The organism is Rahnella sp. RFA10(1/100), from assembly GCF_004195115.1.
In the GTDB taxonomy this organism is placed as follows: domain Bacteria; phylum Pseudomonadota; class Gammaproteobacteria; order Enterobacterales; family Enterobacteriaceae; genus Rahnella; species Rahnella perminowiae.
On the sequence record NZ_SEWR01000005.1, the window covers coordinates 1 to 22,191 of the forward strand.

General features: G+C 51.6%; 26 protein-coding genes. 7 read left to right on the forward strand and 19 right to left on the reverse strand.

All coding sequences use genetic code 11. The features are described from left to right. From ETV65_RS15650 to fkpA, 9 genes are all read right to left on the reverse strand, one after another. The coding region (locus ETV65_RS15650) for a GTP-binding protein (protein ID WP_238485749.1) at positions 1–238 on the reverse strand (238 nt) is incomplete at its 3' end. 71 nt (positions 239–309) lie between these two features. Next, the gene (fusA, locus tag ETV65_RS15660; RefSeq protein ID WP_129953757.1) at positions 310–2,424 is read right to left on the reverse strand and encodes an elongation factor G; all 2,115 of its coding nucleotides are present in this window, start codon (positions 2,422–2,424) and stop codon (positions 310–312) included. 96 nt (positions 2,425–2,520) lie between these two features. Then, the gene (gene rpsG, locus ETV65_RS15665; protein WP_005969574.1) at positions 2,521–2,991 is read right to left on the reverse strand and encodes a 30S ribosomal protein S7; all 471 of its coding nucleotides are present in this window, start codon (positions 2,989–2,991) and stop codon (positions 2,521–2,523) included. A gap of 96 nt (positions 2,992–3,087) precedes the next feature. Beyond that, complete coding sequence (gene rpsL / locus ETV65_RS15670) at positions 3,088–3,462, reverse strand: 30S ribosomal protein S12 (protein WP_013573668.1); 375 nt, start codon at positions 3,460–3,462, stop codon at positions 3,088–3,090. A gap of 143 nt (positions 3,463–3,605) precedes the next feature. Further along, the gene (gene tusB / locus ETV65_RS15675; RefSeq protein ID WP_129953758.1) at positions 3,606–3,893 is read right to left on the reverse strand and encodes a sulfurtransferase complex subunit TusB; all 288 of its coding nucleotides are present in this window, start codon (positions 3,891–3,893) and stop codon (positions 3,606–3,608) included. A 13-nt stretch (positions 3,894–3,906) separates the two neighbouring features. After that, a complete protein-coding gene (tusC, locus tag ETV65_RS15680; protein ID WP_129953759.1) occupies positions 3,907–4,266 on the reverse strand; it encodes a sulfurtransferase complex subunit TusC in 360 nt (119 codons plus the stop codon). 22 nt (positions 4,267–4,288) lie between these two features. After that, positions 4,289–4,681 carry a sulfurtransferase complex subunit TusD gene (gene tusD / locus ETV65_RS15685; protein WP_129953760.1) on the reverse strand — a complete coding sequence of 131 codons (393 nt, stop codon included), beginning with the start codon at positions 4,679–4,681 and terminating at the stop codon, positions 4,289–4,291. After that, positions 4,678–5,400: a transcriptional regulator gene (locus tag ETV65_RS15690; protein WP_165383750.1), complete on the reverse strand. Its 723-nt coding sequence runs from the start codon at positions 5,398–5,400 to the stop codon at positions 4,678–4,680. Before ETV65_RS15690 ends, tusD begins: the two co-directional genes overlap by 4 nt. 265 nt (positions 5,401–5,665) lie before the next feature. Continuing rightward, positions 5,666–6,526 (reverse strand): FKBP-type peptidyl-prolyl cis-trans isomerase, encoded by an 861-nt coding sequence (gene fkpA, locus ETV65_RS15695; protein ID WP_129953762.1) that lies wholly within the window; start codon positions 6,524–6,526, stop codon positions 5,666–5,668. Between the two features lie 293 nt (positions 6,527–6,819). Here fkpA and ETV65_RS15700 point away from each other — a divergent pair, with 293 nt between their 5' ends. After that, on the forward strand, positions 6,820–7,038 hold the full coding sequence (locus ETV65_RS15700) for a protein SlyX (RefSeq protein WP_129954166.1): 219 nt from the start codon (positions 6,820–6,822) through the stop codon (positions 7,036–7,038). Positions 7,039–7,107: 69 nt separating this feature from the next. Here the strand turns inward: ETV65_RS15700 and slyD are convergent, their stop codons facing one another. The 4 genes from slyD to kefG all read right to left on the reverse strand — a co-directional run bounded on the left by slyD (position 7,108) and on the right by kefG (position 10,553). Next, positions 7,108–7,713: a peptidylprolyl isomerase gene (gene slyD, locus ETV65_RS15705; protein WP_129953763.1), complete on the reverse strand. Its 606-nt coding sequence runs from the start codon at positions 7,711–7,713 to the stop codon at positions 7,108–7,110. Positions 7,714–7,911: 198 nt separating this feature from the next. Further along, a complete protein-coding gene (locus tag ETV65_RS15710; RefSeq protein ID WP_129953764.1) occupies positions 7,912–8,115 on the reverse strand; it encodes a YheV family putative zinc ribbon protein in 204 nt (67 codons plus the stop codon). 75 nt (positions 8,116–8,190) lie between these two features. Continuing rightward, positions 8,191–9,999, reverse strand: a complete 1,809-nt coding sequence (kefB, locus tag ETV65_RS15715) for a glutathione-regulated potassium-efflux system protein KefB (protein WP_129953765.1) — start codon at positions 9,997–9,999, stop codon at positions 8,191–8,193. Next, on the reverse strand, positions 9,999–10,553 hold the full coding sequence (kefG, locus tag ETV65_RS15720) for a glutathione-regulated potassium-efflux system ancillary protein KefG (RefSeq protein WP_129953766.1): 555 nt from the start codon (positions 10,551–10,553) through the stop codon (positions 9,999–10,001). Before kefG ends, kefB begins: the two co-directional genes overlap by 1 nt. Positions 10,554–10,682: 129 nt before the next feature. On the opposite strand from kefG, the gene ETV65_RS15725 reads away from it, so the two are divergent. Further along, positions 10,683–12,602, forward strand: a complete 1,920-nt coding sequence (locus ETV65_RS15725; protein ID WP_129953767.1) for an ABC transporter ATP-binding protein — start codon at positions 10,683–10,685, stop codon at positions 12,600–12,602. A 54-nt stretch (positions 12,603–12,656) separates the two neighbouring features. Here the strand turns inward: ETV65_RS15725 and ETV65_RS15730 are convergent, their stop codons facing one another. After that, complete coding sequence (locus ETV65_RS15730) at positions 12,657–13,259, reverse strand: LysE family translocator (protein ID WP_129953768.1); 603 nt, start codon at positions 13,257–13,259, stop codon at positions 12,657–12,659. 100 nt (positions 13,260–13,359) lie between these two features. On the opposite strand from ETV65_RS15730, the gene ETV65_RS15735 reads away from it, so the two are divergent. The 3 genes from ETV65_RS15735 (at position 13,360) to ETV65_RS15745 (ending at position 15,618) form a co-directional block, all read left to right on the forward strand. Next, entirely contained in the window at positions 13,360–14,355 is a 996-nt protein-coding gene (locus ETV65_RS15735; RefSeq protein ID WP_129953769.1) for a hydrolase, read from the forward strand. Beyond that, a complete protein-coding gene (locus ETV65_RS15740; RefSeq protein WP_129953770.1) occupies positions 14,352–14,597 on the forward strand; it encodes a YheU family protein in 246 nt (81 codons plus the stop codon). The genes ETV65_RS15735 and ETV65_RS15740 overlap by 4 nt, the downstream gene beginning before the upstream one ends. 151 nt (positions 14,598–14,748) lie before the next feature. Continuing rightward, positions 14,749–15,618 (forward strand): phosphoribulokinase, encoded by an 870-nt coding sequence (locus tag ETV65_RS15745; protein ID WP_129953771.1) that lies wholly within the window; start codon positions 14,749–14,751, stop codon positions 15,616–15,618. A 3-nt stretch (positions 15,619–15,621) separates the two neighbouring features. Here the strand turns inward: ETV65_RS15745 and ETV65_RS15750 are convergent, their stop codons facing one another. After that, entirely contained in the window at positions 15,622–16,029 is a 408-nt protein-coding gene (locus ETV65_RS15750) for an OsmC family protein (protein WP_013573635.1), read from the reverse strand. Positions 16,030–16,391: 362 nt separating this feature from the next. Between ETV65_RS15750 and crp the strand changes: the two genes are divergently transcribed. Next, the gene (crp, locus tag ETV65_RS15755; RefSeq protein WP_013573634.1) at positions 16,392–17,024 is read left to right on the forward strand and encodes a cAMP-activated global transcriptional regulator CRP; all 633 of its coding nucleotides are present in this window, start codon (positions 16,392–16,394) and stop codon (positions 17,022–17,024) included. Positions 17,025–17,085: 61 nt separating this feature from the next. Then, the gene (locus ETV65_RS15760) at positions 17,086–19,161 is read left to right on the forward strand and encodes a YccS/YhfK family putative transporter (RefSeq protein WP_129953772.1); all 2,076 of its coding nucleotides are present in this window, start codon (positions 17,086–17,088) and stop codon (positions 19,159–19,161) included. Between the two features lie 238 nt (positions 19,162–19,399). Here the strand turns inward: ETV65_RS15760 and ETV65_RS15765 are convergent, their stop codons facing one another. The 4 genes from ETV65_RS15765 to ETV65_RS15780 form a co-directional block, all read right to left on the reverse strand. After that, on the reverse strand, positions 19,400–20,617 hold the full coding sequence (locus ETV65_RS15765; protein WP_129953773.1) for an aspartate aminotransferase family protein: 1,218 nt from the start codon (positions 20,615–20,617) through the stop codon (positions 19,400–19,402). A 122-nt stretch (positions 20,618–20,739) separates the two neighbouring features. Continuing rightward, positions 20,740–21,315, reverse strand: coding sequence for an aminodeoxychorismate synthase component II (locus tag ETV65_RS15770; RefSeq protein ID WP_129953774.1), 576 nt, complete (start codon positions 21,313–21,315; stop codon positions 20,740–20,742). Positions 21,316–21,391: 76 nt separating this feature from the next. Continuing rightward, a complete protein-coding gene (locus ETV65_RS15775) occupies positions 21,392–21,994 on the reverse strand; it encodes a putative adenosine monophosphate-protein transferase Fic (protein ID WP_129953775.1) in 603 nt (200 codons plus the stop codon). After that, positions 21,984–22,157 carry a YhfG family protein gene (locus ETV65_RS15780; protein WP_235173559.1) on the reverse strand — a complete coding sequence of 58 codons (174 nt, stop codon included), beginning with the start codon at positions 22,155–22,157 and terminating at the stop codon, positions 21,984–21,986. The genes ETV65_RS15775 and ETV65_RS15780 overlap by 11 nt, the downstream gene beginning before the upstream one ends. Positions 22,158–22,191 lie beyond the last annotated feature (34 nt).

Consider the following 22,191-nt stretch of genomic DNA (forward strand, 5'->3'; position numbering starts at 1 on the left):
CGTGCGCGTAGTGACGAGTCGGGGTGTCATATTCAACGTGTGAAGTGTTGATGGTGATACCACGAGCTTTTTCTTCTGGTGCGTTATCGATCTGGTCGAATGCACGTGCAGAACCGCCGTAGGTTTTAGCCAGAACGGTAGTGATTGCTGCAGTCAGGGTAGTTTTACCGTGGTCAACGTGGCCGATAGTACCAACGTTAACGTGCGGTTTGTTACGTTCAAATTTTTCTTTAGACACGGCTATATTCCTTACTCTTGTGCTCTCCCTTCAAAGAGAGAGCACGGGATCATTGTGTTTAAACCAGTGGCTTATTTGCCACGAGCTTCAATAACGGCCTGGGCCACGTTATTCGGCGCATCATCATACTTCAGGAATTCCATGGAGTAAGATGCACGGCCTTTGGTCAGTGAACGCAACTGAGTCGCATAACCGAACATTTCGGAAAGCGGAACTTCAGCATGAATCACAACGCCAGTAGCGTTAGATTCTTGGCCTTTCAGCATACCGCGACGACGGCTAAGGTCACCGATAACGTCACCAGTGTTCTCTTCCGGAGTTTCTACTTCAACCTTCATGATAGGCTCAAGCAGAACTGGTTTCGCTTTCTTAAAGCCATCTTTAAAGGCGATAGAAGCGGCCAGTTTAAACGCCAGCTCAGAGGAGTCAACGTCATGGTAAGAACCGAAGTGCAGACGCACGCCCAGATCTACTACCGGATAACCGGCCAGCGGACCTGATTTCAGCTGTTCCTGGATGCCTTTGTCAATCGCACCGATGAATTCACCAGGAATTACACCGCCTTTGATTTCGTTGACAAACTCATATCCTTTCGGATTCGTGCCAGGTTCTAATGGATACATGTCGATCACAACGTGACCATACTGACCGCGACCACCAGACTGCTTAGCGTGTTTACCTTCAACATCAGTAACTTTAGCGCGAATCGCTTCACGATAAGCAACCTGCGGCTTACCGACGTTAGCTTCAACGTTAAACTCACGACGCATACGGTCAACCAGGATGTCCAGGTGAAGCTCACCCATACCTGCGATGATTGTCTGACCAGACTCTTCATCAGTCCAAACGCGGAATGATGGGTCTTCTTTCGCCAGACGGCCCAGAGCCAGACCCATTTTTTCCTGGTCAGCTTTGGTTTTTGGTTCTACCGCAACGGAGATTACCGGCTCAGGGAATTCCATACGCTCCAGAATGATCACATTATCTGGATCACACAGAGTGTCACCGGTAGTCACGTCTTTCAGACCGATCGCTGCAGCGATATCGCCTGCACGAACTTCTTTAATTTCTTCACGCTTGTTCGCGTGCATCTGAACGATACGACCCAAACGTTCACGCTGTGATTTCACTGGGTTAAATACAGTGTCACCTGAGTTGACAAGACCGGAATAAACACGGAAGAACGTCAGGTTACCCACGAATGGGTCAGTAGCGATTTTGAACGCCAGAGCAGAGAACGGCTCAGCATCGTCAGAATGGCGAACTGCCGGAGTGTCTTTACCGTCATCCAACAAACCGTTGATAGCTTCAACGTCGGTCGGTGCAGGCAGATACTCAACAACAGCATCCAGCATTGCCTGTACGCCTTTGTTTTTAAACGCAGAACCACAGGTAACCAAGATAACTTCATTGTTCAGAACGCGCTTACGCAGAGAAGCTTTGATCTCTTCTTCAGTCAGCTCTTCGCCACCAAAGAATTTCTCCATCAGCTCATCAGAGCCTTCAGCAGCGGACTCAACCAGTTTCTGACGCCATTCTTCAGCCAGTTCTTGCATATCAGCTGGGATCTCTTCGTATTCGAAGGTCACGCCCTGATCGGCTTCGTTCCAGTTGATTGCTTTCATCTTCACCAGGTCAACAACACCGGTGAATTTCTCTTCCGCGCCGATCGCCAGTTGCAGAGGCACCGGAGTTGCGCCCAGACGTTTTTCAATCTGATCAACAACTTTCAGGAAGTTAGCACCCATACGGTCCATTTTGTTAACGAACGCGATACGTGGAACTTTATATTTGTTTGCCTGACGCCATACGGTCTCAGACTGTGGCTGAACACCACCAACAGCACAGTAAACCATTACCGCACCATCAAGAACACGCATAGAACGTTCAACTTCGATGGTGAAGTCAACGTGCCCTGGGGTGTCAATGATGTTGATGTGGTGTGGTTCGAACTGCTTAGCCATACCTGACCAGAAACAGGTAGTCGCAGCGGACGTGATGGTAATACCACGTTCCTGCTCCTGCTCCATCCAGTCCATGGTGGCTGCGCCATCATGAACTTCACCGATTTTGTGGTTTACACCGGTGTAGAACAGAACACGTTCGGTAGTGGTTGTCTTACCGGCGTCGATGTGAGCACTGATACCAATGTTACGGTAGCGCTCAATGGGTGTTTTACGAGCCATTTGATTCCTCTATAACTAGGACGTTCAAGTTCAGTTAACCCAAGCGGGTTGGCTTCTTGAAGCGCCCGCTTGGTTAGCATAACTACTGCGAAGTGATTACCAGCGGTAGTGGGCGAACGCCTTGTTGGCTTCAGCCATACGGTGAACGTCTTCACGTTTCTTAACTGCAGTACCTTTGTTCTCTGCAGCATCAGAAAGTTCGTTCGCCAGGCGGAGAGCCATGGATTTATCACCGCGTTTACGAGCAGCTTCAACGATCCAACGCATTGCCAGAGCATTGCGACGAACCGGACGGACTTCAACTGGAACCTGATAAGTTGAACCACCTACGCGGCGGGACTTAACTTCGACAGTCGGACGAACGTTGTCCAGAGCGACTTCGAAAGCTTCCAGGTGGCCTTTACCGCTACGTTGAGCCAGGGTCTCAAGAGCAGTGTAGACGATTGCTTCTGCAGTAGATTTTTTACCATCTACCATCAGAATGTTGACGAATTTTGCCAGCAGTTCGGATCCGAACTTAGGATCTGGCAGGATTTTACGTTGACCAATGACGCGACGACGTGGCATGGAAATACTCCGTTGTTAATTCAGGATTGTCCAAAACTCTAAGAGTTTATTTTGACAGTAAAGTGAAAATGTTTGGCCTTACTTAACGGAGAACCATTAAGACTTCGGCTTTTTAACGCCGTATTTAGAACGAGATTGCTTACGATCCTTAACGCCTGAACAGTCCAGTGCGCCACGGACGGTGTGATAACGCACACCTGGCAAGTCTTTTACACGACCGCCACGGATCAGGATCACGGAGTGTTCCTGCAGGTTATGACCTTCACCGCCGATGTAGGAGGTAACTTCAAAACCGTTAGTCAAACGCACACGGCAGACTTTACGCAGTGCGGAGTTTGGTTTTTTAGGAGTGGTAGTATATACACGAGTACATACGCCACGTTTCTGCGGGCAAGCTTCCAGCGCTGGAACGTTGCTTTTAGCAACCTTCGTAGAGCGTGGTTTGCGTACCAGCTGATTAATTGTTGCCATTAAAAAGCTCCTGGATTTTGGTTCATAAACTACTTTGTAAACGCGTGATAAATCGCCCCATAAAAAGCATTAGCTAATATGGGGACGCAGAATTTTAGGGCTGACCTAAGAGGGTGTCAAGAAATATACAGCACATCGATGTTTCACCATGCTGTTTGCTGGGCATGTTTCTCAGTCAGCGCGACGAAACCAGTATAGTCGATCAACGTGATTTTGTGTGAAATTTGACCAACCAAACCGCGAGCCGCCAAATCTTCGCTTAAAACATAAATAGACTGCACATGATGACTCATCAGGTTGCATGCCTCACTGCCATCAAGTGCGGCCAGTACACCGTCCTGCATCAGCAAAAGCGCATCGTCTTGGGTGATCATATTAATAAGCAATGCAAAATCACAATGTTGCGGGGAATTGGCAAGCGTAAAAAGCATAGGATTTCCTGATTTAAAACGTCATGACCACATCATAATCAGCCAACCGCTGGCGAATTTCAGCAACGGGTAACGTCTCAACATTCAGAACCCATTCATGACCAGCAGACAGGCCCCGCGTCTTTAAAGACTCTTCACAAACAAAACACTGATCAACATCGTAAAGAGATAACACGCCGAACGTGGCAATATAATTACGCGCTAAAATTTTTTCCGGTTGCTGCACTGGCATTAACTGGAAAACACCGTCAGACATGAAAAACACACCGATGCTTTCAGTCAGCGCTGAGGTCGCCAGCAAAGCATCCAGCCCTTCCCGCCCTGCGGACGTTCCGTGTGGGCCCTGCGTGAATACAAACGCTATCTTCTTCATTCTTGCTCCCTGTATTCACACATCAGAACTGTACCAGACGATCACAGGTCAGCGAAGCTTCAGCCAGACTGCCCAACCCGGTCAGGGTAAAACCTGGTTGTAAGTTAGTCTGCCCATGCCCCTGATTATGGGCTTCCGTTTCATCTATCACACCGCGACGCAACGCGGCGGCCACGCACACATTCAGCGCCACCTGATAATCTGCGGCCATACGCTGCCAGGCCCGGACCAGATCGAATTCATCGGAGGCCGGCGCGGAAAGCAAATTACCATTAAGCACACCTTCGCGATAAAAAAATACGCTGTCGAGGTGATGGCCGCTGGAGATCAGCGCCAGTGCAAACTGGTACGCGGCGCTGGCTTGCTGAGTGCCGTATGCAGGGCCGGTGACCAGCAGGCAGTAACGCAGTTTCAACGTTCGTTCCCCACCAGCTCACCGCTTTTAAACTGGCGGATATACAGGTAGACCGTATGCTTGGAAATGTTGAGGCGATCAGCAACCTGATTGATGGCATCTTTGATATCAAAAATACCTTTTTCATAAAGATTCAGTACAACCTGACGGTTTTTCGCATTGTTCGACACATTACGATCAGCATTGACTTCTTCAATCGTAAATTCCAGCGTTTGGGCAACCAGATCATCCACGGATGAAGCGAAGTTAACGGACGAGGCAACTTCCTGCGTCTCCGGCGGCATAAACGTCTGAATAATTTGCGAGAAAGGTACGTCAAGATTCATGTTAATGCACAGCAGGCCAATCACACGCTGCTCACGGTTGCGTATGGCAATGGTGACAGATTTCATCAGCACGCCACTTTTCGCACGGGTGAAATAGGCTTTGGACACATTACTGTCAGCACCGGTCATATCATGCAGCATGCGCAGTGCCAGATCAGTAATCGGCGAGCCGATTTTACGACCAGTATGCTCACCATTAGCAATCCGAACCGCTGAACATTTCAGGTCTTCCAGAGAATGCAGAACAATTTCGCAATGCTCACCAATCAGCATTGCCAGCCCATCCACCACAGCCTCGTAGGAAGACAAAATCTCGTGATCAACCTGGCTGAAAGGACGTTGGTCCAGCAAATCCAGTTCGCCGGTTTCGCCAGTTATAAGCGAATTAGACATTGAAGCTACCACCCTCTATATCGCGCCTTCCAACGGGAGTCAGGACGCATTATTCATCAATTCAGGGGCGTTACTGTATCAAAAATACAGAATAAACGGCCTGACGATTATATGGATCTGTGACGTTATGCCGGGGAGACAAAAGCGTCAAGTTATCATCATAGAGTAACCGCAATAAAAAGAAGGGCTGGTTCAAATAAAAGTCACATGCCAAAAAAAAACCGCCGCGTTAAGCGACGGTTTTTATGCAGTAACTCAGCACGACTTAGTTTGCTTTTGGTGCAGCTTCTGCTTCAGCAGGTTTTTCTGCAGCTTTTGGATCAGCTTTAGGCGCGGCTTTCACATCCAGCAGTTCAACGTCGAACACCAACGTGGAGTTAGCCGGGATCCCCGGAACGCCAGTTTTGCCGTAAGCCAGTGCCGGAGGGATGACCAGCTTGATTTTGCCGCCTTTCTTGATGTGCTTCAGGCCTTCGGTCCAGCCAGGGATAACACCGTCAAGACGGAAGGACAACGGCTCACCACGGGTGTAAGAGTTATCGAACTCAGTTCCGTCCGTCAGCGTACCTTTGTAGTTAACAACAACGGTATCGCTGTCTTTAGGTGCTGCGCCGGTACCTGGTTTTTCAACCTGATACAGCAGACCTGATTCAGTCTTCTTCACGCCTTTTTCTTTGGCGAAATCAGCACGGAATTTGTCGCCTTTGTCAGCGTTAGCTTTGGCATCCTGCTCCATCTTAGCCTGCGCGGATGCTTTCACACGACCTTCGAAGGTTTGCAGAGTCTGCTCAATTTCCTGATCAGACAGTTTGCTTTTATTTGCAAACGCATCCTGAACGCCAGAGATCAACTGGTCTTTATCCAGTTTGATGCCCAGCTTTTCTTGCTCTTTCAGGGAGTTGTCCATGTAGCGACCCAGAGATGCACCCAGAGCATAGGCAGCCTGCTCGTCATCACTTTTGAATTTGGCCGTGTCTGTTGCTGCCGGAGCAGTTGCAGCAGGGGCGGCGGCTGGCGCAGTTGCAGCAGCGGCCGGTGCTGTGGCTTCAGCAGCCATAACCTGAGTGGCATTCAGGGCGATCGCCATGGTGGTTGCCAGCAGAGTTACTTTAAACAGTGATTTCATCCATTTCTCCAAGACCAGAAGTGTATGACCTCTGGTAATAATTACGAAAGTTCGGCGGTTACTATAACTGTCCGTCTCACGACAAAACAATCTCTATACACGTCATTAGCGTCTTATTCCGACCTTTTTTGCATCAATAAGTTTCGTCACAGGATCGGCATATACGGATAAAGCGTCAGGGAGGTCAGGTAATCCTGTGGCTTTACGGGTAGAATCGCCGGTCTACAATACAGGATGAGGTTCCGGTCAATGCTCAACATGATCAACGTGGGCCACACAGTGAGGTAATGATGATGAACTCAAACACCGTTGAACAACGTCTGGAGATGCTGGAAAACAAGCTGGCTTTCCAGGAGATTACCATTGAAGAGCTGAACATGATTGTCACACAACATCAGCTGGAAATGAGCAGACTGCAAGATCACCTGCGTCTGCTGACCGACAAACTCCGTGCCAGTCAGCCATCAATGATTGCCGATCAGTCGGAAGAAACCCCTCCGCCGCATTATTGATGCTGATTTCAACGTAGCAAAAAGGCGCCCGGGGCGCCTTTTTCTTTAACTGCTAAACGTGCAACGCGATTAATGACAACCGCAACCGCCGTTTCCGCCGCAACCACCTTTCTTACCGTGATCATGACCGTGGTCGTGATCATGGTCGTGGCCGTGACCACCGCAGCAACCTTCACCATGTTCATGATCATGATCATGATCGTGGCCGTGTTCGCCGTGAACGTGGCCGTGAGCCAGTTCTTCTTCGGTTGCTTCACGGATAGCGACAACTTCAACGTGGAAGTTCAGATCCTGACCGGCCAGCATGTGGTTTCCGTCAACCACAACGTGGTCACCGTCAACTTCAGTGATTTCAACAGGCACCGGGCCCTGGTCGGTGTCAGCCAGGAAACGCATACCGACTTCCAGCTCATCAACACCCATGAACACGTCTTTAGGCACGCGCTGAACCAGGTTTTCGTCGTAGTTGCCGTAAGCATCGTTCGCACCAACATGCACGTCAAAAACGTCACCAATGGCATGGCCGTCCAGCGCTGTTTCCAGACCGGAGATCAGGGAACCATGGCCGTGCAGGTAATCCAACGGTGCGCTCACCGGAGATTCATCAACCAACACACCGTCTTCTGTACGAACCTGATATGCCACGCTGATGACCAGGTCTTTTGCTACTTTCATGATAACTCCTACCGTTGGAAACTCAATTTGTTGTCTGCGGGCGTTTCGTAACGCACGCAACTTCGCTTAAGGCTAATTCAGTGACGGCCACTTTTCGATGAGATCATCCTGAAAAGCGCGACCGGATAAATTTGGCGAAGAGTGTAGCGGAAATCCGCGTCTCTGTACTAACAGCATAAAAAAACACGAGCCATAACGCTACTTCGGATCGAAAATACCAATCACCTGCTCTTCCGGCCGGAGCTTTTTGCTGACCTGCGCATCCGTCTGACGCTGATGGTGTCCGCACTTCACACACTCCACCACTTCCACCTGATCTTCCTGCCATAAAGCCAGCGTATCCATCGCCTTACATTTCGGACACACCGCGCCAGCGATGAACCGTTTACGGGTTATAGCCATATTACTTCTCCAAAAATTGCCGACATTGCGTCCGGTCAGTTTTCGATCAACAACCGAATTTTTTTCGCTACCGGACTATTCATCATCGTCCCAGCCATCAAGCTGGCGGCGTTCGTTATGCATTTCGCTCTGGAAGATATCTTCCAGTTCGCGCCGGGCTTCTTTCACACGGGAAATTTGTGCCACATCGCCACGGTTTTGCGGCACCAGTTCGCGCAACATACGCATATCGAGACGGCGAAAATGCTGTTGTGCACGGTACGCACTGTGCGGATGCATGCCCAGCGTCACGAGCGCTTTCTTACCTAACTCCAGCGCACTGGAAAACGTCTCGCGGGAAAAATTCACGACGCCCGCCTGCAAAAGCTCATGCGCTTCAACACGTCCGCGGGCACGCGCCAGAATATTCAGATGCGGAAAATGTTGCTGGCATAAATGCACGATCGCCATCGTATCCTCCGGTTCATTGGAGGTAATAACGATTGATTTTGCTTTTTCCGCACCGGATGCCCTGAGGAGTTCCAGTTCGGTCGCATCGCCGTAATACACTTTGTAGCCGTAAGTGCGCATCAGCCCGACGGCGCTGATATCGCGCTCCAGCACAGTAATGCGCATTTTGTTGGCCATCAGCAAACGCCCGATCACCTGTCCGAAACGCCCGAAGCCAACAATAATCACCTGCGGCTCGTCATCCTGCACAAAGTGTTTTTCATCGCTCTCTTCGCCGTCGTTATAACGCTTCACCAGAATCCGGTCGACCCACTGCATCAGCAGCGGCGTGGTCATCATGGATAACGTCACCACCACCAGCAACAACGAAAGTTGCGAGGAAGAAATGACTTTTTGCGCACCCGCCGCTGAGAACAGCACGAAAGCAAATTCCCCGCCCTGACTGAGAACGGCAGAGAATTGCAGCCGGACCGAAGTACGTAAACCAAAAATACGGGACAGCCCGTACAACACGCCGGTTTTAACAGCCACCAGAATAATCACACCCGCCAGCACCAGTAAAATGTGGGTGTAGAGCACGCCCAGATTCAACGCCATACCGACAGAAATAAAGAACAGCCCGAGCAGTAAACCCTTAAACGGCTCGATGGCGATTTCCAGTTCGTGCTGATATTCGCTTTCCGCCAGCAAAATCCCGGCGATAAATGTCCCGAGCGCCATCGAAAAGCCCAGCGTATCCATAAACAATGCCGAACCGAGCACCACCAGCAACGCGGCGGCGGTAAACACTTCCCGCACGCCGGAGGCCACAATCAGCCGGAAAATAGGTCGCAGCAGATAGCGTCCGCCGATCAGCATCCCACCAAACGCCAGGACTTTCAGGCCAATCATTTCCCAGTTATTGCTGCCTTCGGAGCTGCCAGCCAGAATCGGAATCAGGGCCAGTGCCGGGATCACCGCAATATCCTGGAACAGCAGCACGGCGAAACCGAGCTGGCCGCCTTCATTACGCGTCATGCCTTTATCACGCATCAGTTGCAATGCCATCGCCGTCGATGACATCGCCAGCCCGATACCGCCAATCACCGCCGCCTGCCAGGAAAACTTCGTGAGATACAACAGGCCGCCGAGCACCAGCGCGGTCAGGATCACCTGCCCGGCACCAACGCCAAAAATTTGCCGCCGCAGCGCCCATAATTTTCCGGGGTTCAGTTCCAGGCCGATGATAAACATCAGGAAAACCACACCCAGTTCAGAGAAGTGCAGGATTTCATCCACGTCACGGATAAAACCTAAGCCCCACGGACCGATGGCAATGCCAGCCAGCAAATAGCCGAGCACCGCGCCGATACCTAAACGTTGCGCCAGCGGCACCGCGACCACCGCAGCGAATAAAAACAGCAGGATTGCCGTAGGTATATTTGAAACATCCATCAGACGATCCCTCCGTGCGGTAACGGGGATCGCAGCCATTCACCGTAGGCTTCAGCGTGGCTTTGCAACACATCAGGTTTCTGACGTCGTGCCCAGTAAATAATGATTGGCGTCATCCAGTGCATATGACACATCGCCGAAGTCAGTTCAAACGGGCGCATAATGTCGGACATCGGATAGCGGTTATAACCGCCTGCACGGTATGCGCCTTCCGGCTCACCGGTGGTGACGACCGAACGCCAGTATTTGCCGTTAAGTGCATTCCCGCCAGCACCGCTGGCAAACCCCCGCGCCAGCACGCGATCCATCCATTCTTTCAATAATGCCGGGCAGCTATAAGTATAAAGAGGGTGCTGGAAGACGATCACTTTGTGTTCGCGCAGCAACTGTTGTTCACGGTGGATATCAATAAAAAAATCAGGATAGTGAGCGTATAAATCATGCACGGTGACATGTTCAAGCTGCTGTGCCTGCTGTAACAAAACGCGGTTGGCGACTGAATCGGGTGATTCCGGGTGGGCGTAAAGCAGCAAAACCTTTGGTGGCTGCGACATCAATACCTCCAAAGCGTCGTCAGGGTGCGGTTTTTCCGTTACCATGCTTCGCAAAGACAAAATGGGACGCGATACGTCTTGTTTAAATCATTATCATGACAATTTAACATACTCTCAACACGGCGCTTTATGATTGTTTTCTCCTCCTTACAAATCCGACGCGGCACTAACGTGCTGCTGGACAACGCGTCTGCGACCATCAATCCCGGCCAGAAAGTCGGGCTGGTGGGCAAAAATGGCTGCGGTAAATCCACCCTGATTTCACTGCTTAAAGGTGAAATGAGCGCCGACGCAGGCAACCTGACTTTTCCGTCCAACTGGGCACTGGCCTGGGTCAATCAGGAAACACCGGCTCTGGACGAGCCTGCAATAGAGTATGTTATCGACGGTGACCGCGAATTCCGTCAGCTGGAAGCACAATTACAGCACGCCAACGACCGCGATGACGGCCACGCCATCGCCACGCTGCACGGTAAACTTGATGCAATTAACGCCTGGACCATTCCGGCGCGTGCGGCGAGCCTGCTCAGCGGGTTGGGATTTACGCAGAATCAGTTACAGCAGCCGGTCAAATCCTTCTCCGGCGGTTGGCGCATGCGTCTCAACCTTGCGCAGGCGCTGATTTGTCGTTCCGATTTACTGCTGCTTGACGAACCGACCAACCACCTGGATTTAGACGCGGTGATCTGGCTTGAAAAGTGGCTGAAAAGCTACACCGGCACGCTGGTGCTGATTTCTCATGACCGTGATTTTCTGGATCCTATTGTCGATAAAATACTGCATATCGAACAGCAGACGCTGAACGAATACACCGGTAACTACTCGTCTTTCGAACGCCAGCGTGCGACCAAACTGTCGCAACAGCAGGCTTTGTTTGAAAGTCAGCAGGAAAAAGTGGCGCATCTGCAAAGTTATATCGATCGTTTCCGGGCGCAGGCGACCAAAGCCAAACAGGCGCAGAGCCGTATTAAAATGCTGGAGCGCATGGAGCTGATAGCCCCGGCGCACGTAGACAATCCTTTTCATTTTAGCTTCCGCTCACCGGAAAGCTTGCCCGATCCGCTGCTGCGGATGGAAAAGGTCAGCGCCGGTTATGGCGACACCACGATTCTGGAGTCGATCAAACTGAATCTGGTGCCGGGTTCACGTATCGGTTTACTCGGCCGTAACGGTGCAGGTAAATCGACGCTTATCAAACTGCTGGCCGGAACCATGCCGCCGCTTCACGGGGACATTGGGCTGGCGAAAGGCGTCAAACTCGGTTATTTCGCTCAGCATCAGCTGGAGTTCCTGCGCGCAGAAGATTCGCCGCTGCAACATCTGGTGCGTCTGGCGAATAAAGAAACCGAACAGCAATTGCGCGATTATCTCGGCGGATTTGGTTTCCACGGCGATAAAGTGACGGATCCTACCGGGCGGTTCTCCGGCGGTGAAAAAGCGCGCCTGGTGCTGGCGCTGATTGTCTGGCAGCGCCCTAACCTGCTGCTGCTTGATGAACCGACCAACCACCTGGATCTCGACATGCGTCAGGCACTGACCGAAGCGCTGATCGACTTTGAGGGTGCGATGGTTGTCGTGTCGCATGACCGCCACTTATTGCGTTCCACTACTGACGATTTGTATCTGGTACACGGCGGCAAAGTGGAACAGTTCGACGGCGATCTGGAAGATTATCAGCAATGGCTGGTGGACATTCAGCGTCAGGAAAGCCAGCAGGATGCACCGGCTAAAGACGGCGGCGTTAACAGTGCGCAATCGCGTAAAGATCAGAAACGTCGCGAAGCCGATTTCCGCAACCAGACTCAGCCACTGCGCAAGCAAATCACCAGGCTGGAAGCACAGATGGAGAAACTGGGTACCGAACTGGCAGCAATTGAAGCCCGTCTGGCCGACTCCGCCATTTATGACATCAGCCGTAAGGCCGATCTCACGGAGTGTCTGCAACAGCAGACCAAAGTGAAAGGTGCGCTGGAAGAGACTGAAATGACCTGGCTCGATGCCCAGGAACAACTGGAAGAAATGTCTAAAACTTTTGATATCGACAGCTGATCGTATGCTCACAAACGGGAAAGGAGCCGTGATGGCTCCTTTTTGGTCTGTAAATTAATGCCAGATTAACAGCACACAGGCGGCGGTCAGAATACCCATCGCAATGTTAAAAGTGTACCACGCACGCTTGCTGCGCAGCAGGCGACCAATCACCGTGCCGAAGCCAAGCCAGATAATGCCCGATACCAGGTTCACCAGGAACATCCCAAGGCTGATACCGGCAATCGAAGGATTATAGGCGGCGCCCGCCAGACTGAAGCTCGCGACCGCACCCAGTCCCATCAGCCAGGCTTTCGGATTAAGAAATTGCAGCAACCAGCCCTGATACAAACGGATCGGTTTTGGCGGCGGCGCACCGGTTTCCAGTTTTTCATAGGCAGACGTTGCAATCTTCCACGCCAGCCACAGCAGATACAGGCTACCGGCGATTTTGAGAAACAGGTGTAACGCAGGATAAATCGTGATGAGACCGCCGACACCAAAGGCCACCAGCAGCAAAATACTTTGCATACCAAGCATAATGCCGACCATCAGCCAAAGTGAACGGAAGAACCCAAAGTTAGCGCCAGACGTGGTGAGTAACATATTGTTCGGGCCGGGGGTAATGGCGGCGACCCATAAAAATCCAAGCATCGATAAAAATAAACCAGGTTCCATTTAATTTGGGTTCTCCGACCCGAAAGATGTGCGATAGCATTGAAGCTAACAGCGTGATATTGATCGCACAAGAGCCTCTTAAGAGAAATTTATTCATCTTATGGTTGAAACCTTTCGCCCCTTACGCGGGGCCAGTAATCCGCACATCCAGACGCTACTCCCGCGACTGATAAGACGGCATGCAACACTTAAACCTCACTGGCAAAGGCTGGATACGCCGGACGGCGATTTTCTGGATTTAGCCTGGAGTGAAGATCCGGCACAGGCGCGACATAAACCTCGCATGATCCTGTTTCACGGCCTGGAAGGCAGCTTTTACAGCCCGTATGCGCACGGCTTATTGCAGGCGTGGAAAGACAAAGGCTGGCTTGGTGTGGTCATGCATTTCCGCGGATGCGGCGGTGAACCTAATAAGCTGCTGCGTATTTATCATTCCGGTGAAACCGAAGATGCCCGCTTTTTCATTCACTGGCTCAATGAGACCTATGGCGAAGTCCCGACCGGCGCGGTAGGTGTGTCACTCGGCGGCAATATGTTGACGTGTTATCTCGGGCAGGAAGGCGAAAATTGTACGTTGAGCGCCGCCGTGGTGGTCTCCGCACCGCTGATGCTGGAACCTTGCGCTTACCGGCTGGAACGCGGTTCATCACGGATTTATCAGCACTATCTGCTCGGTCAGCTCAAAGGCAATGCCTCGCGTAAGCTGGCAAAATACCCTGGGACATTGCCCGTCACGCTGGCGCAACTGAAAGCCATGCGTCGTCTTCGTGAATTTGACGATGCTATTACCTCAAAAGCGCACGGATTTACCGACGCGCTGGATTATTACCGCCGGTGCAGCGGTCTGCCGTTACTGGCACAGGTCAGAACCCCCCTGCTGATTATCCACGCCAAAGACGATCCGTTTATGACACCCGACGTCATCCCGAAAGCAGAAGATTTACCGGATTGCGTGGAATATCAGTTAACGGAACATGGCGGACATGTCGGCTTTGTGTCCGGCAGCATACGTAACCCCCAAATGTGGCTGGAACAACGCATTCCGGCCTGGATCGCCCCCTATTTAGAAAATAAGACTAAGGAAAAAACAGAGTGATTATTCCCTGGCAGGAACTGGATCCTGAACTGCTCACCAGCGTGGTGGAATCCTTCGTATTGCGCGAAGGCACCGATTACGGCGAGCAGGAAAGATCGCTGGAACAAAAAGTCGATGACGTGAAACGTCAGCTGAAAAGCGGTGATATTGTGCTGGTATGGTCAGAGTTGCATGAAACGCTGAATATTATGCCACGCGGTCAGTTCCGCGCCGGGCAGGAAGAAGTGCCGCAGGACGGGTAGAGCCGCTCGAAAGCAGGTTGTGACAACCTGTCACTTCGCGAATAAATATGGTAACAATAGGCTTAATTATGCGCAGCACGGCACTACATTTTCAACCACAGAAAAGACCGCGTCACGCCAGCCTGTATCCCCTTTCTGGAGAAAAGCATTTATGTCAGCCAAACATCCTGTTATTGCCGTTACCGGTTCGAGCGGTGCAGGCACCACGACCACCAGCGTGGCGTTTCGTAAAATATTTCAACAGCTTGGCTTACGCGCTGCGGAGCTGGAAGGCGACAGTTTTCACCATTTCACCCGTCCTGAAATGGATGCGGCGATCCGTAAGGCACGCGATCTCGGGCGCCACATCAGTTATTTCGGGCCGGAAGCCAATGACTTTGGTTTGCTGGAAAAAAGCTTTATCGAATATGGCAAAACCGGCACCGGCCGTTCACGTAAGTATTTGCATACTTATGACGAAGCGGTTCCCTATAATCAGGTGCCGGGCACGTTTACGCCATGGCAGGCGTTGCCGGAACCAACGGATATCTTATTCTATGAAGGCCTGCACGGCGGTGTAGTGACAGACAAAATTGATGTCGCCGCCCAGGTCGATTTGCTGGTCGGCGTTGTGCCTATCGTTAACCTGGAGTGGATCCAGAAACTGGTGCGCGATACCGGGGAGCGTGGCCATTCACGTGAAGCAGTGATGGATTCCGTCGTGCGTTCGATGGATGATTATATCAGCTACATTACGCCGCAGTTTTCCCGCACCCACATCAACTTCCAGCGTGTGCCGACTATCGACACCTCAAACCCGTTCGCAGCAAAAGCCATTCCGTCACTGGATGAAAGCTTTGTGGTGATCCATTTCCAGGGACTGGACGACATCGATTTCCCCTATCTGCTGGCAATGTTGCAGGGGTCATTTATCTCGCACATCAAAACGCTGGTGGTACCAGGTGGGAAAATGGGGCTGGCGATGGAGCTGATCATGGCGCCACTGGTGCAGCGCCTGATGGAAGGTAAGAAAATCGAGTAAACTTTATTCCGCTGCAATCACTTCAAAGCTGTGGGTGATGGTGGCCGCTTTACCCAACATCAGAGACACTGAACAGTATTTTTCGGCAGAAAGGCTGACCGCACGTTCAACAATCTTATCGGTCAGATCCTTACCGGTGACGATAAAATGCAGATTGATATGCGTGAACAGACGCGGCGCTTCTTCGCGGCGTTGTGAAGTCAGCTTCACTTCACAATCACGCACGTCATTACGGCCTTTCTGTAAAATAGATACCACGTCAATTGCACTGCAGCCGCCTGCGGACATCAGTAACATTTCCATCGGGCTTGGGGCTTTATCGCCCGCGTTACCATCCATTGAAATCTGATGACCCGACGCTGACTCACCTAAAAAGGTCAGCCCTTCAACCCATTTGACACGTGCGTGCATGAACTATTCTCCCGGTGAATAAACTTTTAGAAATCTGCTCTCAGAGTACCCTTTAGACCAAAATCTGGCAACGTAACCCGATCGCCATCATGCTGAAGCGAGACAACAGAAGACAGCATCTCAAACCTGTGCTACAAACAAAGCCGAAACATACTTTCCAGTAAATTGCGGTGACGGTTTTTGCGGTTTAAGAACAGAACCCACGGTGTTAACAGCAATAAACAGGCTGTTGCACTCCGACATCCGCTTGCAGCATTTCTGGGGAGTTATATGCTGAAAGGGCGCTTTGGATTTGAAGTGCCATACAGGGAACTCTGAGCCCTGTGATTTTGGGCAGCGATAACAACAGAGGATAATAGCTAATGGTTCTCGGCAAGCCACAAACAGACCCGACTCTTGAATGGTTCCTGTCTCACTGTCATATACATAAGTATCCTTCTAAAAGTACGCTGATTCACCAGGGTGAAAAAGCCGAAACGCTTTACTACATCGTGAAAGGGTCAGTTGCTGTCCTGATTAAAGATGAAGAAGGCAAGGAAATGATACTGTCCTACCTTAACCAAGGTGACTTCATCGGTGAGCTGGGACTCTTCGAAGAAGGTCAGGAACGTAGTGCCTGGGTACGTGCTAAAACTGCCTGTGAAGTGGCTGAAATTTCGTATAAAAAGTTCCGCCAGCTGATTCAGGTTAACCCGGATATTCTGATGCGTCTCTCCGCGCAGATGGCCAACCGTCTGCAAGTGACGTCAGAGAAAGTCGGCAACCTTGCCTTCCTCGACGTAACCGGTCGTATCGCTCAAACGTTGCTCAACCTGGCTAAACAGCCTGATGCAATGACCCATCCGGACGGGATGCAAATCAAGATTACCCGTCAGGAAATTGGCCAAATCGTCGGTTGTTCACGTGAAACAGTCGGACGAATCCTCAAAATGCTGGAAGATCAGAGCCTGATCTCCGCACACGGGAAAACGATTGTCGTTTACGGCACACGTTAATCCCTCGAAAATTGGCGCGGCAGAATACTGTCGCGCCTTTTTTATGGGCTAAGCTTTACCCATGACGTTATGGCGAAAACTGTTTTACCATCCTGAAGTGAATTACGCGCTGCGCCAGACGCTGGTGTTGTGCCTGCCTGTTGGCATTTGCTGGCTGTTTGGCAACTTGCAAATGGGTCTGCTGTTTTCCCTCTGCCCGGCCTGCTGTAACATCGCCGGTCTGGATACCCCGCACAAACGCTTTTTCAAACGTCTGATCGTCGGCGGTTCACTGTTTGCCGTGAGCAGCATTCTGCTGCAACTGATGCTGGAAAACTGGTACGTTCCGCTGCCGCTGATCATGCTATCGCTGGCGTTATTGCTCGGCGTTACCGGTGAAATCAGCCCGTTACATGCGCGCCTGTTACCCGGCGCGCTGGTAGCCACTATTTTCACGCTGAGTATGGTCGGTGTGCGCCCGATGTGGCAGGCACCGGTGCTGTTCGCAGCAGGCACAGCCTGGTACGGGGTGTTTAACTGGGTGTGGTTTCGTATTTCGCAAGAACAGCCTATGCGCGAAACGCTCAGCCAGCTTTATCTGCAACTCGCGGATTATTTCGAGGCCAAGTACAGTCTGCTGACGCAACATACCGATCCCGAGACGGCGTTGCCGCCATTACTTACCCGTCAGCAGCAGGTTATCGATCTGATTGCCCTGCTTTATCAGCAATTACACATGCTGCCACAACACGGACATCATCATCACCATAAGCGACTGTTTCAGCTTTTTCAGGTTGCTCTCGATTTGCAGGAGCACATTACCGTCAGCCTGCATCAGCCGGAGGAAGTACAGAAACTGGTTGAGGAAAGCCATGCAGAAGCGGTAATCCGCCGCAATGCGCAGGTGATTTCCACCCGTCTTCGGGTGATTGCCGGCGATATTCTTTATCACCGTTTATCTGAGCGCTTTACCATGGCCAATGAGCTGGCTGCGCTGGAGAAAATCGCCGCGCGTAACCCGGACAATCCGGTTGGCCAGTTTTGTTATTACCATTTCAGCCGCATTGCGCGCCTGCTGCGGACCCAGCGCCCGTTATACCGGCGCGATCTGATGAGCACCCAGCCACGTCTGCCCTTCTGGACTGCGCTAAAAAGCTATCTTTCTTTCAAATCCGTGGCCCTGCGTAATGCCGCGCGTCTGGGCATTATTTTAGCGATTGGCAGCAGCCTGGGGCTGTTCTTCAATTTGCCCAAACCGTACTGGATTTTGCTGACTATCATGCTGGTCAGCCAGAACGGCTATAACGCCACGCGGGTCAGGATCCAGCACCGTGCGCTCGGTACGCTGGCCGGTTTGCTGATTGCTTCAGGATTGTTAAAACTGGCGCTACCGGAAAGCACCACGCTGCTGTGCATGCTGCTGATCACCTTGTTGTCCTATACGGTTTTACGCAAAAATTACGGGCTGGCGATGGTCGGCATGACGGTGACGGCAGTGTATACCCTGCAACTACTGGCGATGAACGGTGTGCATTTTCTGATACCAAGACTGGTCGATACGCTGCTCGGCTGTGCGCTGGCCTTCGGTGGCACCCTCTGGCTATGGCCGCAATGGCAAAGCGGTTTGCTGCGCCAGAACGCGCATCAGGCGCTGGAAACGTATCAGGACGCTATCCGTCTGCTGCTTGAGGAAAACCCCGACACCGCAAAACTGGCGTATACCCGTATGCGGGTCAATCAGGCGCACAATAAGCTGTTCACTTCTTTAAACCAGGCGATGCAGGAGCCCGGCTTTAACTCGCATTATCTGGCAGACATGCGGTTATGGGTGACACACAGCCAGTTTGTGGTCGAACATATCAACGCGATGACAATCCTCGCACGCGAACATTATATGTTGCCGGAAAAACTGGCGACGGAATATTTGCAGACCTGCGAAATCGCACTGCAAAGCTGCCAGCAACGACTGCTCTATGACGGGCCGGGCAGCGAGAATAATCTGTTTAATGCGCCGGAACTTCATCCGGATATGCCGCTGACCGAAATGGAACGCCACCTGCGGCGCGTGATTTCACATCTCAGCGTAATGCATACGATCTCGTCACTGGCGTGGAAGCAACGACCACATCATGGGATCTGGCTGACGCGGCGGGCGTGAAAGGGGAGACACCTTTCAAATCCCCCTTTTTACTGGCTTGCAGCCAGACTGCTTTTTGAAATGGAGAAACTTTCGGCTTTTCAATTGCCGTGATCGCTTAACTCACCGCGCCGAAACCGACCAAAGAGGGCTAGTCATAGCCCTCTTTGGTCGGTTTCGGCGCAAGAGACCATGTGATAAATGTTAGTGGGAAACCGAAATTTTCTCGATCAAGCGTTTAAAGACGGGGCCGTGGGGATCACCCCCCACAAACTTTCCCCACCGCCTTCTCAAACCTTTCCATCCCTTCGCTGATGTCAGCGAAATCAATCACCAGTGAAGGCGCAAACCGCATCACGTTTGGTCCGGCGACCAGCATCATCAGCCCGGCTTCTGCGGCGGCGGCATGGAATTCTCCGGCACGGTTTTTATACGCATCGGCAAGCTCGGCGCCGATCAGCAGCCCCTGACCACGGAACTCGTTGAAGATGTGATATTTCTGATTGATGGCATCCAGCGCGCTGATGAATTTCTCGCGGCGTTCGTTGATGCCAGCCAGTACATCAGGTGTATTGATGATATCCAGCGCAGCTTCAGCCACCGCACAGGCCAGCGGGTTGCCGCCGTAGGTGGTGCCGTGTTTGCCCGGCTCCATAACGGAAGCCACTTCTTCAGTTGCCAGCATGGCACTGACCGGGAAACCGCCGCCGAGCGCTTTGGCTGTGGTCAGAATATCGGGCGTCACGCCGTAGTGCATATAGCTGAACAGCTTGCCGCTGCGTCCCATACCGCTTTGTACTTCATCCAGAACCAGCAGCGCCTGATGTTTGTCACAAAGCTCGCGCAGGCCTTGCAGAAACGCCTGGGTAGCGGGGGTAACGCCGCCCTCCCCCTGCACCGGCTCAACCACAATGGCGCAGGTGTGGTCGTCGATCACCGCCTTTACGGCATCCAGATCGTTGAACGGCACATGCACAATGTCAGCGGGTTTCGGGCCGAAGCCGTCGGAGTATTTCGGCTGGCCACCCACGGAAACTGTGAACAACGTGCGACCATGGAAGGCGTTATGGAAAGCGATGATCTTACTTTTGTACGGGCTGTGACGGTGTGAAGCATAGTAACGCGCCAGTTTAAAAGCCGCTTCGTTGGCTTCAGCGCCGGAGTTAGCGAAAAATACACGGTCGGCAAAAGTGGCATCGATCAGCTTCTGCGCCAGTCGCAGGGCGGGTTCATTGGTAAATACATTACTGACATGCCAGAGGGTTTCGCCCTGCTCATGCAACGCTTTCACCAGTGCCGGATGGCAATGCCCGAGCGCTGTCACAGCAATACCCCCTGCGAAATCAACATATTCATTCCCTTGCTGATCCCAAACGCGACTGCCTTTACCTTTCACCGGAATGAATTTCGCCGGTGAATAAACCGGTAAAATGACTTTATCGAATGTACCCCGATCTACCGCTGATTTTTCTGACATTACTCGTCTCCCCACTGCCATTAATATGAAAATATAATCACAAAATATGCATAAAAAATCACAGACAGGCAAACGAAAATCGCACCCGAGGCGGAAGTAATTTTTTCAGCAATATTAACTGATTAGATTTTAAGGAAATTATCCAGAAGCTGGTGCCCCTGCTCGCTCAGAATGCTTTCAGGATGAAACTGAACGCCATGCAGGGGCAAGGTTTTGTGCATGATGCCCATAATGTCGTCGCGATCACCACTACGTTCTGTCCATGCCGTGACCTCAAAACAGTCGGGCAGCGTCTGTGGCGCGACCACCAGAGAATGGTAGCGCGTCACGGTCAGCGGATTATTCAGCCCGGTAAAGACGCTTCTGCCGGTATGGCGGACAGGTGAGGTTTTGCCGTGAATGGCCTGCCGCGCACGGACGATTTTCGCGCCGAACGCCTGCGCCATCGCCTGATGCCCGAGGCAAACGCCAAGAATCGGTAAACGGTGGGAGAAATGGACAATGGCGGGCAGGGATATGCCCGCCTGATCAGGCGTACACGGGCCCGGAGAAATCACCAGATGTGAAGGAGAAAGTTGTTCAATGTCGGAGAGGGTAAGCTGATCGTTACGCATTACTTTCACTTCTGCGCCCAGCTCGCAAAAATATTGATAGAGGTTGTAGGTGAAGGAATCGTAATTGTCGATCAGCAGCAGCATAATATACCCGGTAAAAGTCGCAGAATTTACCGGGCAATTCTACGCATTTTTCAGCGCGGGCTCAGTATTTTGTCGCTTAATGTTCTTCCGGGATTTCACTGACAACGGCATTAAAAATTGCCACCAACCCTGATTCATCACCAAATACCGCTGTTTTATTGGCTGCCAGCCAGCTTTCCCGATCCACTTTAGACCAGTCAATGTCGTAGCCAGCATGAATGACCAGTTGCTCGATAAAAATGCGCAGCGCACGACCATTCCCTGTGCGGAACGGATGCAGCAAATTCAGCCCGGTATAATAATGAGCCAGTCGCTCAGCAAGATTATCCAGCGGTAAGCCGATCAGAAATTTCTCCTCTTCCAGTTCCTGCATCAGCGCATTGCCCTCTTTTTCAATGTATTCGAAATGGCAAAACGGCGTGTCATCCTTATAAATATCAATCTCACGGAACTCGCCTGCCCAGGTATAAATATCCTGGAACAAGGACAGATGCACCGCACACAGATGCGGCAATCCCATCACTGAAGGCCCAAGCGGCATCGCTGACGCGCGCAGGGCAGTAAACGCCAGTTCAGCCTGCAACAGCCGATGCTCTTCACGTATTTCCAGCCGGTTTTTGAGCACATTGATGCCGGGATAATAATAAGGGTCGGCACCGGCCACGAGTTTATCGTTCATAGTGCTTCCTCAGTTCGGTGAGACGTTGTGAAATTTGTTCGTTGTCTAACGTGATAACCTCAACCTGCAAACCATCAAGCGCACTGCTGGCCTGAAAGTTCTGCCGCTGACGTTCGCGAAAAAGTTTTTCCTGCTGCCTGAGTGTCAGTTTCTTCGCCATCATTTCCTCCCTGGGTACAGCTATTCGGGTATATACC

Bases quoted from the DNA above. Each gene is read 5' to 3' on its own strand.
- ETV65_RS15780 (WP_235173559.1), bottom strand. From the start codon at position 22,157: ATGATGGCGAAGAAACTGACACTCAGGCAGCAGGAAAAACTTTTTCGC.
- kefB (WP_129953765.1), bottom strand. From the start codon at position 9,999: ATGGATGTTTCAAATATACCTACGGCAATCCTGCTGTTTTTATTCGCT.
- slyD (WP_129953763.1), bottom strand. From the start codon at position 7,713: ATGAAAGTAGCAAAAGACCTGGTCATCAGCGTGGCATATCAGGTTCGT.
- ETV65_RS15730 (WP_129953768.1), bottom strand. From the start codon at position 13,259: ATGGAACCTGGTTTATTTTTATCGATGCTTGGATTTTTATGGGTCGCC.
- ETV65_RS15690 (WP_165383750.1), bottom strand. From the start codon at position 5,400: ATGTCTAATTCGCTTATAACTGGCGAAACCGGCGAACTGGATTTGCTG.
- ETV65_RS15760 (WP_129953772.1), top strand. From the start codon at position 17,086: ATGACGTTATGGCGAAAACTGTTTTACCATCCTGAAGTGAATTACGCG.
- rpsL (WP_013573668.1), bottom strand. From the start codon at position 3,462: ATGGCAACAATTAATCAGCTGGTACGCAAACCACGCTCTACGAAGGTT.
- rpsG (WP_005969574.1), bottom strand. From the start codon at position 2,991: ATGCCACGTCGTCGCGTCATTGGTCAACGTAAAATCCTGCCAGATCCT.
- ETV65_RS15700 (WP_129954166.1), top strand. From the start codon at position 6,820: ATGAACTCAAACACCGTTGAACAACGTCTGGAGATGCTGGAAAACAAG.
- ETV65_RS15750 (WP_013573635.1), bottom strand. From the start codon at position 16,029: ATGCACGCACGTGTCAAATGGGTTGAAGGGCTGACCTTTTTAGGTGAG.
- kefG (WP_129953766.1), bottom strand. From the start codon at position 10,553: ATGTCGCAGCCACCAAAGGTTTTGCTGCTTTACGCCCACCCGGAATCA.
- ETV65_RS15725 (WP_129953767.1), top strand. From the start codon at position 10,683: ATGATTGTTTTCTCCTCCTTACAAATCCGACGCGGCACTAACGTGCTG.
- ETV65_RS15745 (WP_129953771.1), top strand. From the start codon at position 14,749: ATGTCAGCCAAACATCCTGTTATTGCCGTTACCGGTTCGAGCGGTGCA.
- ETV65_RS15735 (WP_129953769.1), top strand. From the start codon at position 13,360: ATGGTTGAAACCTTTCGCCCCTTACGCGGGGCCAGTAATCCGCACATC.
- tusB (WP_129953758.1), bottom strand. From the start codon at position 3,893: ATGCTTTTTACGCTTGCCAATTCCCCGCAACATTGTGATTTTGCATTG.
- ETV65_RS15770 (WP_129953774.1), bottom strand. From the start codon at position 21,315: ATGCTGCTGCTGATCGACAATTACGATTCCTTCACCTACAACCTCTAT.
- ETV65_RS15775 (WP_129953775.1), bottom strand. From the start codon at position 21,994: ATGAACGATAAACTCGTGGCCGGTGCCGACCCTTATTATTATCCCGGC.
- fkpA (WP_129953762.1), bottom strand. From the start codon at position 6,526: ATGAAATCACTGTTTAAAGTAACTCTGCTGGCAACCACCATGGCGATC.
- fusA (WP_129953757.1), bottom strand. From the start codon at position 2,424: ATGGCTCGTAAAACACCCATTGAGCGCTACCGTAACATTGGTATCAGT.
- ETV65_RS15765 (WP_129953773.1), bottom strand. From the start codon at position 20,617: ATGTCAGAAAAATCAGCGGTAGATCGGGGTACATTCGATAAAGTCATT.
- crp (WP_013573634.1), top strand. From the start codon at position 16,392: ATGGTTCTCGGCAAGCCACAAACAGACCCGACTCTTGAATGGTTCCTG.
- ETV65_RS15710 (WP_129953764.1), bottom strand. From the start codon at position 8,115: ATGGCTATAACCCGTAAACGGTTCATCGCTGGCGCGGTGTGTCCGAAA.
- tusC (WP_129953759.1), bottom strand. From the start codon at position 4,266: ATGAAGAAGATAGCGTTTGTATTCACGCAGGGCCCACACGGAACGTCC.